Source organism: Lentzea kristufekii (genome assembly GCF_033949925.1).
GTDB lineage: Bacteria > Actinomycetota > Actinomycetes > Mycobacteriales > Pseudonocardiaceae > Lentzea > Lentzea kristufekii.
On record NZ_JAXAVV010000024.1, the window covers coordinates 65,531 to 78,581 of the forward strand.

At 70.2% G+C, this 13,051-nt stretch carries 11 protein-coding genes; 4 read left to right on the forward strand and 7 right to left on the reverse strand.

Annotated elements, in window-relative coordinates:
* Positions 1 to 102: 102 nt before the first annotated feature.
* Both SK571_RS36415 and SK571_RS36420 read right to left on the reverse strand, forming a co-directional pair.
* Positions 103 to 2,217 (reverse strand): ATP-binding protein, encoded by a 2,115-nt coding sequence (locus tag SK571_RS36415; protein ID WP_319988655.1) that lies wholly within the window; start codon positions 2,215 to 2,217, stop codon positions 103 to 105.
* 190 nt (positions 2,218 to 2,407) lie between these two features.
* Positions 2,408 to 3,910 carry an alpha/beta hydrolase gene (locus SK571_RS36420; protein ID WP_319988656.1) on the reverse strand — a complete coding sequence of 501 codons (1,503 nt, stop codon included), beginning with the start codon at positions 3,908 to 3,910 and terminating at the stop codon, positions 2,408 to 2,410.
* Positions 3,911 to 4,022: 112 nt separating this feature from the next.
* On the opposite strand from SK571_RS36420, the gene SK571_RS36425 reads away from it, so the two are divergent.
* Positions 4,023 to 4,892 (forward strand): EamA family transporter, encoded by an 870-nt coding sequence (locus tag SK571_RS36425; RefSeq protein WP_319988657.1) that lies wholly within the window; start codon positions 4,023 to 4,025, stop codon positions 4,890 to 4,892.
* A 158-nt stretch (positions 4,893 to 5,050) separates the two neighbouring features.
* Here the strand turns inward: SK571_RS36425 and SK571_RS36430 are convergent, their stop codons facing one another.
* Positions 5,051 to 6,112: an ATP-dependent DNA ligase gene (locus tag SK571_RS36430; RefSeq protein ID WP_319988658.1), complete on the reverse strand. Its 1,062-nt coding sequence runs from the start codon at positions 6,110 to 6,112 to the stop codon at positions 5,051 to 5,053.
* Between the two features lie 17 nt (positions 6,113 to 6,129).
* Complete coding sequence (locus tag SK571_RS36435) at positions 6,130 to 6,783, reverse strand: dihydrofolate reductase family protein (RefSeq protein WP_319988659.1); 654 nt, start codon at positions 6,781 to 6,783, stop codon at positions 6,130 to 6,132.
* Between the two features lie 66 nt (positions 6,784 to 6,849).
* Between SK571_RS36435 and zapE the strand changes: the two genes are divergently transcribed.
* From zapE to SK571_RS36450, 3 genes are all read left to right on the forward strand, one after another.
* Positions 6,850 to 7,842 (forward strand): cell division protein ZapE, encoded by a 993-nt coding sequence (gene zapE / locus SK571_RS36440; RefSeq protein WP_319988660.1) that lies wholly within the window; start codon positions 6,850 to 6,852, stop codon positions 7,840 to 7,842.
* Between the two features lie 73 nt (positions 7,843 to 7,915).
* A complete protein-coding gene (locus SK571_RS36445) occupies positions 7,916 to 8,161 on the forward strand; it encodes a DUF3040 domain-containing protein (RefSeq protein ID WP_319988661.1) in 246 nt (81 codons plus the stop codon).
* Positions 8,162 to 8,209: 48 nt separating this feature from the next.
* Positions 8,210 to 9,805 carry an ABC-F family ATP-binding cassette domain-containing protein gene (locus tag SK571_RS36450; protein ID WP_319988662.1) on the forward strand — a complete coding sequence of 532 codons (1,596 nt, stop codon included), beginning with the start codon at positions 8,210 to 8,212 and terminating at the stop codon, positions 9,803 to 9,805.
* Here the strand turns inward: SK571_RS36450 and SK571_RS36455 are convergent.
* The 3 genes from SK571_RS36455 to rocD all read right to left on the reverse strand — a co-directional run bounded on the left by SK571_RS36455 (position 9,802) and on the right by rocD (position 12,948).
* Entirely contained in the window at positions 9,802 to 10,209 is a 408-nt protein-coding gene (locus tag SK571_RS36455) for a GNAT family N-acetyltransferase (RefSeq protein ID WP_319988663.1), read from the reverse strand. The two genes, SK571_RS36450 and SK571_RS36455, sit on opposite strands and share 4 nt — an antisense overlap.
* Positions 10,210 to 10,253: 44 nt before the next feature.
* A complete protein-coding gene (locus tag SK571_RS36460; RefSeq protein WP_319988664.1) occupies positions 10,254 to 11,639 on the reverse strand; it encodes a DUF2252 domain-containing protein in 1,386 nt (461 codons plus the stop codon).
* A gap of 79 nt (positions 11,640 to 11,718) precedes the next feature.
* A complete protein-coding gene (rocD, locus tag SK571_RS36465; RefSeq protein ID WP_319988665.1) occupies positions 11,719 to 12,948 on the reverse strand; it encodes an ornithine--oxo-acid transaminase in 1,230 nt (409 codons plus the stop codon).
* Positions 12,949 to 13,051: the final 103 nt, after the last annotated feature.

Consider the following 13,051-nt stretch of genomic DNA (forward strand, 5'->3'; position numbering starts at 1 on the left):
GTTCCGGGTGTACGGGGCCCGGCTGCGGCTGTTGTTCGAGCTGCTGACACGAAGATTCGCGCGGGGAGCTGTTCGCGTCGTGGTCACGCGAACGGTTCCCCTCTACACCTCTTCTGCGCCCGGACTCGAGTCGGCGTGGTCGAGTGCCTGGAGCTGCCGGCCCACGTCTGCGGCTTGAGGTGCGCCGAGATCGCCGAGGATGGCGAGAGCGTCCGTCCACGCCTCGCGCGCCTTGCCGGTCCTGCCGGTGCGAAGCATGATCTTCCCGAGGCAGTAGAGGATTTCCGCCTCTCCGCGCCGATCACCGATCTCCCTGCGCACGACCAGTGACTGCTCGTATGCCTCCGTGGCGTCACCCAGCTGGCCGAGTTGCTCGTAGGTGGCTCCGATGCTGTGGAGTGCGAAGCCCTGTCCGTGCAGATCGCCGATCTCTCGCCTGAGCGCGAGCGATCTGGTCAGGTGGTCGAGGGACTCCTCGAAACGCCCGAGATCGCGATACGTCGAGCCCAGCCGGTTCAGGGTGACGGCTATACCGCGCTTGTCCCCGCGTTCGAGCCGGATCGTGAGCGCTTCCCGGTGGCATTCGAGCGCCGCGTCGCAGCGTCCCTGCTTGCGATAGGTGGAACCGAGCATGTCCAGACTGCCGGGAGTGCTGGAGATGTCCCCGATGCGTCGGCGAATGGCCAGGGACTCCGAGAAGAGCGCGGCGGCCTGCTCGTACTGCTGGAGGTCGTAGTACGCCACGCCCAGCGATCGGACGATCCAGGAACGATTGCTGTCGTCGCCGGTCAGCCGGGCGGAAGACACCCCGATTTCGTAGGTGGCGATCCAGTCGGTCCAGGGTTTGCGCAGGTCGTAGTAGCTCCACAGAGCTCGGGGGAACTGCGCTGCCAGCGCGTGTTCGCCGAGTTGGGCCGCGTGGCGGACCGCCGCCGACAGGTTGGCCGCCTCGGTCTCGCACCACGTCAGGGCCTCGTCGCGGGAGTGGAAGGGCGGGGCGGTGACCGGCGGTTCCGGCAGTTCGGCCACAGGGGCCGTGAACAGTGGCAGGAGAAGGCGGTCAGCGGTGCGCGCTGAGTGGAGGTAGAAGACGAGCATCCGGCGAGCCGCCTCCAGACGCACCTCGATCGGATCTTCCGACTCGGCGAGCTCAGTCGCGTAGAGGCGCAACACGTCGTGGAACCGGTATCTGCCCGGAGCGCTCGCCTGGATCAGATGCGAGCCCGCGAGTGTCTGCAGGAGCCGCTTCGCCTGTGGCAGAGCCACATCGGCGAGCGCGGCCACCACCGGCACGCCGAAGTCGGGTCCGGGGTGCAGTCCGAGCAGGCGGAACAGCCTGGAGACGGGCTGCGCCAGACTGCGGTACGACCAGGAGAAGACCGCGCGGACGGCGGTGCTCTCGTCTTCGCCGTCGTCGCTGGACAACCGGTCGAGGCGGCCGCGCTCGTCTTCCAGTTCGTCGGCGAGTTCACTCAGGGGGAGGTCGGGCTCGGCCGCGGCCCGCTCGCCCGCCACGCGCAGTGCCAGTGGCAGCCGGCCGCACTGGTCGACCAGGGTCGCGGCCGCGTGTGGGTCGGCTTCGACGCGGCCGGCACCCGCAAGATCCCGAAGCAGGTCAAGGGAGTCGTTGTGGGACAACAGGTCCAAGGTCAGTCGCTGTGCGCCGTTGCGGGCGACGAGACCTGCGAGGCCGCTGCGGCTGGTGATGAGGGCGAAGCAGGTGCCGGAGCCGGGCAGGAGTGGGCGCACCTGGTCCGGGGAGCTCGCGTTGTCGAGCACCACGAGCATTCGGCGACCGTCCAGCAGCGACCGGTAGAGAGCGGCCTGGTCGTGGAGTCCCGGCGGAACGGCGTCACCGGACACGCCGAGCGCGTGGAGAAAGCCTTCCAGGGCCCGAGCCGGCAGGACCGGTGCGTCCGGCGAGTATCCGAGCAGGTCGACGTACAACTGGCCGTCGGGGAAGCGGTCGCGTACGCGGTGTGCCCATCGCACGGCCAAAGCGGTCTTGCCGACACCCGCGGTGCCGGCGATCGCGCAGACGACCACCGCGGTGGGCGGTGTCGGCGCGGCGTACAGCAACGCGTCGAGCTGCCGCAGTTCTTCTTCCCGTCCGCTGAACTGCCGGATGTCGGCCGGAAGCTGGTGTGGGGCCACCGGGCGGATGGACGGTTGAGGCTCGTGCAGGTACAGATCGCCGTGGACGTCGTGGATCTGCATGACATTGCTTGCGCGACCACGGAACTGGTTCGTCGGCGCATCACCCATGCCGCAGCTCCGATCCTGACCGCCGCCCGCAGGGTCGCGGTCCTGTCGAGGTTACGGAGTTTCCGGCACCACGCCGAAGGCTCTCACCGCTGATCAGCCATGTGGCGGATCAGCGGTGGCGCAGACGTCCGGGGAGCCTCGATCAGGGCGGGCAGACGGTGCCGTTCGACGGCACCTTCGCGTCGATCAGGTAGTCGCGCACCGCCGTGGTCGCGCACCCGGACAGGGTCAGCGCGCCGTGCCCGCTGCCCTGCCACCCGATCAGCGACGACCCCGGCAGCCGCTGCGCCGTGTGCTCGGTGCCGGGCGCGGGGGTGGAGAGGTCGTTGGCCGTGCTCAGGACCACGATCGGCGGCGCGCTCTTCAGGGCGTCGACCTTCTCGGCCTTGGGCGGCGGGAACGGGTTGCAGTGCAGCAGCATGCGGGCGAACACGGCGCCGAACATCGCGTGCTTCGACTGCCAGTCGGCGGCGAGGGCCTTCACCCGGTCCGGTGGGATGCGGGTGGCGGTGTCGTTGCAGCCGATGATCAGGCCCGCGTCGAAGCGCGGCGGGTTCTCGTCCAGGTCGTTGACCAGCGGTTCCAGCAGGGCGAACAGGCCCGTGCTGTCGCCGGCGCGGGCCTTCACCACGGCGTCGGCCAGGGCGGGCCAGCGGGCTCGGTCGGTCAGGCCCGCCAGGATCGCGTTCAGGGCCGAGCCGGGGGTCAGGTCCACGTACTCGCCGCGCACGCGGCCGGTTCGCAGCTGGGTCAGGAGTGCCGTGACGTCCTCACGCGGGTTCGCGAGCGCGCAGCCCCTGGTCTTGCAGTCGCGGGCGAACGCGTCGAACGTCGCTTCCGCCGCGACGGCGCGGGACTCCAGGACGCCCACCTGGTCGAGCGTCGGGTCCGGGGCGCCGTCGAGGACGGTGCGGCCGATGCGGTTCGGGTAGCGCTGGGCGTAGGTCGTGATGACGCGTGAGCCCTCGCCCAGGCCGATGGCGTTGAGGCGGTCGGTGCCCAGGTAGTCGCGGAGGCGTTCGAGGTCGGCGGCCGCGCGCCACGAGTCGAACGCGGTCAGCCTGCCTTCGAGGTCGAGCACGCACTCCTGGGACGCCTCGCCCGCGGCGACCACGAGGGTCGACTGCTCGGCCTCGGCCGGGTCGTACTCGACGAGCTGCGCGCGCGTGGCCTGCGGTACGCACGCCATGCCGTCCGAACGGCCCGTGCCCCGCCGGTCCATGCCGATGATCGTGAACGTGCTGAGGATCTCCTTCGGCAACGCCGCCGCGAGCCGCGCGGCCTTCAGCGTGCCGGGCTCGCCGCCGGGGTCGTTGACCACGACCAGCGCGCTCTTGCCCGTGCCGACGCGGGTCAGCGCGATGCCGATCGTGCCGCGGCCGGGGCGTCCCGGCGGGTCGAGCACGGTGGTCATGCGCGCGCATTCGTACTTCTGGTCGCCCTGCGGGGCATCGGCGCCGAAGCGGTCCTTCATCTGCTCGTTGCACGGCGACCACGGCAGCGAGTCCGCCTTGTACTCGCTCAACGGGGGCACTGGCTGCGGCCCGGCGAGCGTGCTCTGGTCGACGGGCTGGTCGCCCTCGCCCTTGACCGCGATCACCGGCCTGGTCGAGGGTCCCGCGCTGCACGCCGTCAGCACGCTCACTGCCAGTAGGGCCAAGGCAGCGCGACGCACAGATTTCCTCACTCTCGTTCACACTCCGGGAAGCTGAGCGTCGCACGCCACAGGTGAGAATCCAGTGAGTCAGGATGGGTGCATGGCTCACGCTGATCGGCTTCCCGTCGCCCGTCTCATGGGCGGCATCCCGCCGACAGCGCTCGTGCTCCTCGGCATCGTCAGCGTGCAGGTCGGCGCCGCGTTCGCGAAGCAGCTGTTCACGGTCGCGGGTGCGGCGGGCACGGTGACGTTGCGCCTGGTCATGGCGGCACTGGTGCTGGTCGTGATCTGGCGTCCGTCCCTCCGGCTCGACCGCCGCACGCTCGTCACCGTCGCCACCTACGGCGCGGTGCTCGCGGCGATGAACCTCTGCTTCTACGCGGCGCTCGACCGCATCCCGCTCGGCGCGGCCGTCACGATCGAGTTCCTCGGGCCGCTCGCGGTGGCCGTCGCGGGTTCACGGCGCTGGCTCGACGGCGTGTGGGTGTTGCTCGCGGGCGTAGGAGTGGTGCTGCTCACGGGTGTGCAGGGCGGTCTGTTGTGGACGGGCGTGCTGTTCGCGCTGGCCGCGGGCGCGTGCTGGGCGGCGTACATCCTGGTGACGGCCAAGCTCGGCAGCCAGACGACCGACGGAAAGGGCCTCGCGCTCGCGATGGTGGTCGGGGCGGTGATCGCGCTGCCGTTCGGCGTCGGCTCGGCCGGTACGGCGATGCTGGACCCGGTGGTGCTCGCGGCGGGGTTTGCGGTCGCGCTGATGTCGTCGGTGGTCCCGTACTCGCTGGAGCTGGAGGCGTTGCGCCGCATGCCGCCGCGCGTGTTCGGGATCCTGATGTCGATGGAACCGGCGGTCGCCGCGGTCGCGGGCCTGCTGCTGCTCGGCGAGCACCTCAAGGCGGCGCAGTGGGCCGCCGTCTGCTGTGTCGTGATCGCGTCGATCGGTGCGACGCGCTCGGCCAGGCCTGACGTCTAGTGGTGTGGCCCAGCACGTTGCCGGGCGAATTCGCGGTCAGACGGGCGCATCGCGGCGCCGCCTCACGTCCTCGTACTGGATGTAAGGGGGCGTGGGGGCGGTGTCGTGAGGTGTCCTGCTGAGCGTGAATTACCCAGCCGACGTGCTGGGCCGCGCCACTAGCGGGCGCGGAGCTCGCCCTTCAGCACCGACGCCACGTCGTAGCGGGCCGGGACCTCCAGCTGGTCGTAGCGGCACGACAACGGCTCGCGGTCCGGGCGCCACCGCGCGAACTGGCCGTTGTGCCGCAACCGCACCGGCTGCTCGCCCTCCGTCTGCGTGTAGTGGATCTCCAGCACCCGCTCGGGACGCAGCGCCACGTACTCGGCCTGCTTGCCGCGCCACCGGTTGATCTCGCCGGGGATCCGCTGGCCCGGCACGGGGTTCGCCCACGGGTGGTCTCCCGTGGTGATCAACGGTGCCAGCTCGGCCGCGAGCTCCCGGCGTTCGGCGGCCTTGAACGAACCGCAGACGCCGATGTGGTGCAGCAGGTCGTCCGAGTCGTAGACGCCGAGCAGCAACGAGCCGACCGCCGTGCCGGGCTCGGTGTCCTTGTGCCAGCGCAACCCGGCGAGCACGACGTCGGCGGTGCGGGCGTGCTTCACCTTGATCATCGAACGCTTGCCCGGCGTGTACGGACCGTCCGACGGCTTGCCCATCACGCCGTCCAGCCCGGCGCCCTCGAACAGCGTGAACCACTGCCGCGCCGTCTCGACGGACGTCGTCGCCGGCGTCACGTTCAGCCCCGGCAGCTTCAGCAACGCCTCGCGCCGCGCGATCGTCGGCGACTCCAGCAGCACCTCGGACCCCAGTGCGAGCAGGTCGAAGGCGACGAACGTGGCCGGCGTCGACTCCGCCAGCATCGTCACCCGCGAGGCGGCCGGGTGGATGCGCTCGGACAACGCGTCGAAGTCCAGCTCGTCGTTCTTCGCGACCACCAGCTCGCCGTCGACGACCACGCGGTCCGGCAGCACGTCCAGCATCGAGGCGACGACCTCGGGGAAGTAGCGGTTGAGCGGCTTGCCGCTGCGCGACTGCAGCAGCACCTCGTCGCCGGAGCGGAACACCACGCAGCGGAACCCGTCCCACTTCGGTTCGAAGAACAGGTTCGCGTCGTCCGGGATCCCGTCCACCGCGGTGGCGAGCATCGGCTGCAGCGGCGGTGTCAGCGGTAGGTCCACGCGCACATCCTGCCTCTTCAGCTGGAATCGCGCCGCTGGTACCGCAGCAACAGCACGTCGTCCGCGCGCAGCACCGACGCCAGTGCGAGATCCACGGGCGGGATCACCGGACCGTGCGCGATCCGCGACGAGCCGCCCACCGCGAGCAGGGGCGCCACCGTCAGGTTCAGCGCGTCCACCAGACCGGCGGCCACCATCGACCCGAACAGCCGCGGCCCGCCCTCCAGGTCGATGCGGTGCAGTCCCCGTGCCGCGAGCTCGGCGACCGCCACGCCCAGATCCACCTCGGTCTCCCCGGCGATGATCACGTCGGCGGGCTGAGCGGGCATCCGGGCGGCCTCGGTGGTGATCACGATCGGCGGCACGGCGGTGTCGGTGAACAGCGGCAGGTCCGGCGTCAGCGACCCGCGTGCCGTGACCACGGCGATCGGCAACGGCCTGGCGCGCTTCGCACCCCGGTAGCCCTCGGCCAGCACCGTTGCCGAGCCGACCAGCACGACGTCGGCGAGTTCGCGCCCGAGCAGGTAGATCCGCCGGTCCGCGGGCGAGCCGAGGCCGGCGGACCGGCCGTCGACCGACACCGCGCCGTCCACGCTGGACACGAAGTTCGCGGTCACCCAGGTCCGGTCCGCCGGATACCCGTACAGCGACTCGAGGGCTGTGTCGGTCATCTCAACGCCCGGTGAGGGCCACAACATCTCCACCGAGCCATCCCATCACGCCGATAAGGTGCGGGCATGCGCTTGTCCGACCGGGATCCCCAGATCGGTGCCGACGAACTGATCGAGGGCCTGGTACCGCCACCGAGGTTCGACTCGGTCAGCTTCGACACCTACATCCCCAACCCGGACGAGCCCTCGCAGGCCGCCGCGGTCGAGGCGGGCCGCCTGTTCGCCGCGCGGGTCAGCGTGCGCCGCAAGAAGTGGTCGCTGTTCGGGTCCAGGGACTCCGACGAGGGCAAGCTCGGCCTCTACCTCGACGGCGGTTTCGGCGTCGGCAAGACCCACCTGCTCGCCTCGCTCTGGCACGCCGTGCCCGGCCCCAAGGCGTACGGCACGTTCGTCGAGCTGACGAACATGGTCGGCGTCCTGACGTTCCCCGAGGCCGTGAAGCGGCTGTCCGGTCACAAGCTGCTCGCCATCGACGAGTTCGAGCTCGACGACCCCGGCGACACGATGCTGGTCACGCGCCTGATCAAGGAGCTGATCGCGGCCGGCGTGCACGTCGCGGCCACCTCGAACACACTGCCGGACAAGCTCGGCGAGGGCCGGTTCGCCGCCGCCGACTTCCTGCGCGAGATCCAGTCGATGTCCTCGAAGTTCGACGTCGTGCGCGTCGACGGCCCCGACTACCGGCACCGCGGTCTGCCCGAAGCCCCGGCGCCGATGTCGGACACCGATCTGAGCGTCAAGGCCTCCGCCACCGAGGGCTCGACCCTCGACGACTTCGACGACCTCTGCAAGGCGCTCGCCCGCATCCACCCGTCGAAGTACGGCCGGCTGCTCGACGGCGTCACCGCGGTGCACCTGAAGGACGTCAAGCCCGCACCCGACCAGAGCGTCGGGCTGAGGCTCGTGGCGTTCGGCGACCGGCTCTACGACCGCGACATCCCGGTCGCGGTGTCGGGGCAGCCGCTTTCGGAGCTGTTCACCGAGGAGATGCTGCGCGGCGGTTACCGCAAGAAGTACCTGCGGGCTGTCAGCCGATTGGTCGCGCTTTCTCGGGTTTGACTCCGGCGGCGTTCGAGTATCCACTGGGTGGCGGGCGGGAATGATGACGTCCCGACGTCCTCCGGAGGCACTGATGCTGAGTGAAGCCGAACGCCGCTCGCTCGAGGAGATCGAACAGCGGCTGCTCGCGGACGAGCCGAGACTCGCCCGCACGATGAACCGCCAGGTGCGCCCCTGGCTGTTCTACTCCCTCCTGTTCGTCTTCGGCGGTCTCACGGTGCTGCTGACGGTGATCGGCGCGCTCGGCCCCGCCTTCCAGTGCCTCCTGGTCACGTCCGGCGTGCTGGTGCTCCGCAGGTACCCGCTCCACCTGCGCTGACCGGAAACTCGCTGGCGTTCCCGTCCGGCGACCCCGACCATCTCGGACGTGGGTTATCTGGAATCGAACGGTCTCGCGTACGCCCTGCCTGACGGCAGGGAGCTGTTCCGCGACGTCTCGTTCAAGGTGAGCGGCGGGACCGTGGTCGCGCTCGTCGGCGCGAACGGTGCCGGCAAGACGACGCTGCAACGGATCCTGTCGGGGGAGCTCACCCCGAAGCAGGGCAGCGTGCACGTGCAGGGCGGGCTCGCGGTGATGCCGCAGTTCATCGGCTCCGTCCGCGACGACTCGCTCGTGCGCGACCTGTTGCTGTCGGTCGCCCCCGAGGCGTTGCGCAAGGCGTCCAAGGAGCTCGACGACGCCGAGCTCGCGCTGATGGACACCGACGACGAAGCCGCCCAGATGCGGTACGCGAACGCCCTCGCCAGCTACGGCGAGGCAGGCGGGTACGACGTGGAGGTCCTCTGGGACACCGTCACCGTCGCCGCCCTCGGCCTGCCCTACGACCGGGCCCGGTTCCGCGAGGTCCGCACGCTCTCCGGCGGTGAGCAGAAGCGGCTGGTCCTGGAGACCCTGCTGCGCGGCCACGAGCAGGTCCTGCTGCTCGACGAGCCCGACAACTACCTCGACGTCCCCGGCAAGCGCTGGCTGGAAGACCGGCTCAAGGCCACCGACAAGGCCGTTCTCGTCGTCAGCCACGATCGTGAGCTGCTGTCCACCGCCGCGACGCACGTCGTCACGGTCGAGGCGCATTCCACGTGGACGCACGCGGGCTCGTTCGGCACCTGGCACGCCGCCCGAGCGAAACGCATCGACAGGCTGCTGGAAGATCACCGGCGCTGGAACGAGGAGCACGAGCGGCTCAAGGACCTCGTCCGCACGCTCCAGCAGCTGGCCAAGTCCTCCGAGGTGATGGCTCAGAAGTACCGGGTCATGGCCGCGCGCCTCGAACGGTACGAGCAGGCGGGCCCGCCGCCGGAGATCCCTCAGGACGAGAAGGTCACCCCGCGCCTCAAGGGCGGCCGCACCGGCATCCGCGCGATCACGTGCGAGGACCTGGAGCTGACCGGGCTGATGAAGCCGTTCTCCCAGGAGATCTTCTTCGGCGACCGGGTCGCGGTCCTGGGCGCGAACGGCTCCGGCAAGAGCCACTTCCTGCGGCTGCTCGGCGGCGACGACGTGCGGACCACCGGCAAGTGGAAGCTCGGCGCACGGGTCGTGGCGGGCCTGTTCGCTCAGACGCACGAGCACCCGGAGTGGCTCGGCCGCACGCTCGTGGACATCCTCTGGCACGGCGAGGGCCAGCGCACCGGCAAGGACCGGGGCGCGGCGATGTCCGTGCTGCAGCGCTACGGCCTGCACCAGGCGGGCGACCAGCGGTTCGAGAACCTCTCCGGCGGGCAGCAGGCGCGGTTCCAGATCCTGCTGCTGGAGCTGTCCGGGGCGACGTTGCTGCTGCTCGACGAGCCGACGGACAACCTCGACCTCGCCTCGGCGGAGGCGTTGCAGAACGCGCTGAACGACTTCGAGGGCACGGTCGTCGCGGTCACGCACGACAGGTGGTTCGCGAAGTCGTTCGACCGGTTCCTGCACTTCCGGGCGGACGGCAAGGTGTCCGAAGTGGACGAACCGGTCTGGACCTAGGAGAGGTCCCAGGACACGAAGGCGCCGTCGTCGATCGACCCGCCCGCCTTCCGGTAGGTGGCCTGCGCCGCCGTGTCCCCCGCGGCGGTGCCGGTCCACATCGCGTAGCAGGCCCGTTCCACGGCAAGGGCTTTCAACGCCTCGACCAACGCGGTGCCGATGCCGCGGCGCAGGAACGCGTCGTCCACGCCCAGCTCGTAGAGGAACATCTCGGTGCCCTTGTCCGGGTGCGTGGTCTCCACCCCGGAGACGAACCCGGCGGGCTGGTCGCCGATGTAGGCGATCAGCAGATGGCTGTGATCCTGCGCCAGGAACCGGGCGGTCGCGTCCGGCCGCGGCGGCGCGTCGAACAGGTGCGCTGCGGCGAACACGTCGTCGGCGGAGGCGGCGCGGCGGATCTTCATACCGCCAGGCTAGGTCAACTCCGGAGCGAGGGCCTGAAGGCGCGTCAGCGGTCCTCGACGGTCGCGGGCAGCTTCCCGTTCTTGATCAGCCTGGCCAGCTCGGCGTGGTCCGCCTCGGTCTGGTCGGCGTAGTCGAACGCGTACTTGGCGAAGGCCTCGTCCAGGTCGTCGGCGCCACCGTTCTGGAAGTACCCGGCCAGCAGCCGCGGGTCCAGGGACCTGGTGTGCGCGCGGGCCAGCAGTGCGCCGGCAAAGCGGCCGTAGTCGTCGAGGTCGTCGCGCTTCAGCGTGGTCGCGTCGATCTCGCCCTTGCGGTTGCGGAACTGCCGCACGATGAAGTGCCGGTCCTCGATCGTCGTCCAGCCCAGCAGGATGTCGGTCTCCGCCTGCACGAGCCGCGCGCCGTGCACGATCCGCTTGCCCTCGTGCCTGGCGGGTTCGACGTCGAGGAACGGCTGCAGCGCGGACGGCCTGGCCTCCTTGGCCTGCAGCACCAGGGCCTCGGAGCCGTTGCCGTGCAACAGGATCAGGTAGTTGCGCAGGCCGACGCTGCCGGTGCCGACGACGCGGAACGCCACGTCCGACACGCCGTAGCGCATGATCAGGTTGGTCCGCGACTCGCGCAGGGTGTCCACGTAGGACGGCAACGAGGCGATCACCGCCGCCTTCGTCGGGGGAGTGGCCTCGGTGAACGTCGGCGGGTTCGTGACGAACCGCCACTTCTCGCCGTCGTGCGCGGTCCACTTGGCGGCGAACCTCGCGCTGGTGTTCTTGCGCGACTTCTCGGCGGCCTTGGAGAAGTCGTTGAGCAGGTCGTCGGCCTTGACCTTCGACAGCGTGGACTCGTCGCCCAGAGCGGTCCACGAGTCCATGAACGGGATCTCCGCGAGGTGGCGGATCGTGCCCCGGTACGCGCTGACGGCGTCCTCGGCGGCGTCGCGGCAGCCCTTGTCCGACACGCCGCCCACGCGTCCGGCCAGCACCAGCGAGGCGACGAGCCGTTTGAGGTCCCACTCCCACGGGCCTGGCAGCGTCTCGTCGAAGTCGTTGATGTCCATGACGATCTGGCCCTCGGGCGTGCCGTAGAGGCCGAAGTTCGCTGCGTGTGCATCACCGCACAGCTGAGCGTGAAGGCCCGTCGAGCGGCCGGCGGCGAGATCGCCCGCCTGCAGCCCGGCCGCACCGCGGAAGAACGCGAACGGGTTCTGGAGCATCCGGCCGATCCGCAACGGGACGAGGTGCTCCAGGCGACCCTCGTTGCTGGCGCGCATGAACTCCAGCACGGACGGGCGCGACCGGGCCAGCGACATCGCGCGGTGCGCCTTGAAGTCCACTGAGGACCGCAGTGCGCGCCCCTCGGCGTAGACCTCTTCCGGCTCAACCCATCTGCCCAAAGCGGCAGCGGCCTCAGCACGCACCCGTTCACCCATACGAGTCATGATGCCTGCGGCGGACGGCCCACGTGGCCCGTCCGCCGCATTTGTGACCTGGCTACGAGGGAAAATCACCCTAAACGGGACGAACGACCTCAGCGATCGCCCGAACGCCCAGGTCGATCTCGTCCCGCGTGATCACCAACGGCGGCGCGACGCGCAACGTCGAGGCGTGCGTCTCCTTGCACAGCACCCCGCGCGTCGCCAGAGCCTCGGACGCGGCGCGGCCGACCGGGCCGCCGGGCGCGATCTCGACGCCGGCCCACAGCCCGCGCCCGCGCACCTCGGCCACGCCGTGACCGACCAGCTTGTTCAGCTCGGCGTGCAGGTACGCGCCCATCTCCCGAGAGCGCTGCTGGAACTCGCCGGTCGCCAGCAGTCCCACGACGGCGCGGCCCACGGCGCAGGCGAGCGGGTTGCCGCCGAACGTCGACCCGTGCTCGCCGGGCTTCAGCACGCCCAGCACCGCACGCGACCCGACCACGGCGGACACCGGCAGGATGCCGCCGCCCAGCGCCTTGCCGAGCGTGTACAGGTCGGCGCGCACGCCCTCGTGGTCGAGAGCGAACAGCTCGCCGGTGCGGCCGAGGCCGGACTGGATCTCGTCGGCGATCATCAGCACGTTGTTCTCGTCGCACAGGCGGCGGATGCCGGCCAGGTATCCGGCGGGCGGCACGACGACGCCGGCCTCGCCCTGGATGGGCTCGAGCAGCACGGCGGCCGTCCGCCGCGAGATGGCGGACTCGATCTCGTCGAGCGCGCCGTACTTGACGACCTTGAAGCCGGGCGTGAACGGGCCGAAGTCGTTGCGCGCGGTCTCGTCGGTCGAGAACGACACGATCGTCGTGGTGCGGCCGTGGAAGTTGGACCCGGCGACGATGATCTCCGCCGTGCCCTCCGGCACGCCCTTGACCTGGTACGCCCACTTGCGCGCGACCTTGATCGCGGACTCGACGGCCTCGGCGCCGGAGTTCATCGCGAGCACCATCTCGGTGCCGGTCAAGGCGGCCAGCTCGCGGCAGAACAGGCCGAACTGGTCGTGGTGGAACGCACGGCTGGTCAGCGTGACGCGGCCGAGCTGCTCGACGGCGGCGGCCACCAGGGCGGGGTGGCGGTGCCCGAAGTTCAGCGACGAGTAGCCGGACAGGAAGTCCAGGTAGCGGCGCCCTTCGACGTCGGTGACCCACGAACCCTCGCCGTGCGAGATGACCACCGGAAGCGGGTGGTAGTTGTGAGTGCTCCACTCTTCGTCCAAGGCCACGTAGTCAGCGCTGGTGGTGGTGTTGTGCTCAGCGATGGCGGTCATCCTCCAAGGCTAGGGGCGTGGACAAGCGATATCGACCGTGAAGCGTTGCGCACTGCATCAGTTTGTTGCGTAGATTCATCAATCGGTGGCTGTTGCTTGCACA

Coding starts and splice junctions, on each gene's coding strand:
- SK571_RS36415 (WP_319988655.1), bottom strand. CDS start 2,217: ATGCAGATCCACGACGTCCACGGCGATCTGTACCTGCACGAGCCTCAA.
- SK571_RS36425 (WP_319988657.1), top strand. CDS start 4,023: ATGGCTCACGCTGATCGGCTTCCCGTCGCCCGTCTCATGGGCGGCATC.
- SK571_RS36435 (WP_319988659.1), bottom strand. CDS start 6,783: ATGACCGACACAGCCCTCGAGTCGCTGTACGGGTATCCGGCGGACCGG.
- zapE (WP_319988660.1), top strand. CDS start 6,850: ATGCGCTTGTCCGACCGGGATCCCCAGATCGGTGCCGACGAACTGATC.
- SK571_RS36445 (WP_319988661.1), top strand. CDS start 7,916: ATGCTGAGTGAAGCCGAACGCCGCTCGCTCGAGGAGATCGAACAGCGG.
- SK571_RS36455 (WP_319988663.1), bottom strand. CDS start 10,209: ATGAAGATCCGCCGCGCCGCCTCCGCCGACGACGTGTTCGCCGCAGCG.
- SK571_RS36460 (WP_319988664.1), bottom strand. CDS start 11,639: ATGGGTGAACGGGTGCGTGCTGAGGCCGCTGCCGCTTTGGGCAGATGG.
- rocD (WP_319988665.1), bottom strand. CDS start 12,948: ATGACCGCCATCGCTGAGCACAACACCACCACCAGCGCTGACTACGTG.